Here is a 566-nt window from a genome sequence, read left to right as displayed (position 1 = left end):
GCCCAGGCGTGATCACGCTGGAGCTTGTAGCCGACGCGATCGGGCAGTTCCTCATAACGCCCATCGACGATCACACTTTTCCACGCGCGCCCGGTCCGATGTTCGTCGCACCGACACGAGCGGATTGGAACGCATCCAATCGATCTTCTTGCCCAACAGGGAAAATGCGTAAAGGTGATTGTCCGCGTGGGCATAGTAGAGCGGCACGACGTAGGGCTGACCGTCTTTCGCACAGGCCAGATGGCCGATGCGGTTGGCTGTGAGGAGTTTCGTGCATTCCAGAATGGAAAGCGTGCGGACAAGCATGTCACGTCTCCTCGTCGTTGGCTGCGTGCTCCTCATCCACCTGCCTTTTGCACCAGCAGCGGAATGATGCGCTCGCTCTTGGCAACGGCCGGCCGTCCGGCGGAGGCATAGGGGATGTCGAGCGCGTCCCAGATCTCGACCAGCGCGTCCTGCAGTTCGGCGATCAGCGCGTCGGAATGGAACGGCGTCGGCGTGATGCGCAGCCGTTCGGTGCCGCGCGGCACCGTCGGATAATTGATCGGCTGGATGTAGATGCCGTG

At 61.7% G+C, this 566-nt stretch carries 2 pseudogenes; both read right to left on the bottom strand.

Features of this window, described 5'->3' with window-relative positions:
• Positions 1-306 (bottom strand): annotated as a pseudogene (locus tag EOA75_RS33630) (pyridoxamine 5'-phosphate oxidase family protein); the annotation flags it as partial.
• 32 nt (positions 307-338) lie between these two features.
• Positions 339-566, bottom strand: a pseudogene (locus tag EOA75_RS33625) (5-aminolevulinate synthase); the annotation flags it as partial.

Source organism: Mesorhizobium sp. M1A.F.Ca.IN.022.07.1.1 (genome assembly GCF_003997575.1).
GTDB lineage: Bacteria > Pseudomonadota > Alphaproteobacteria > Rhizobiales > Rhizobiaceae > Mesorhizobium.
This window is presented reverse-complemented; position numbering and strand designations above follow the sequence as displayed.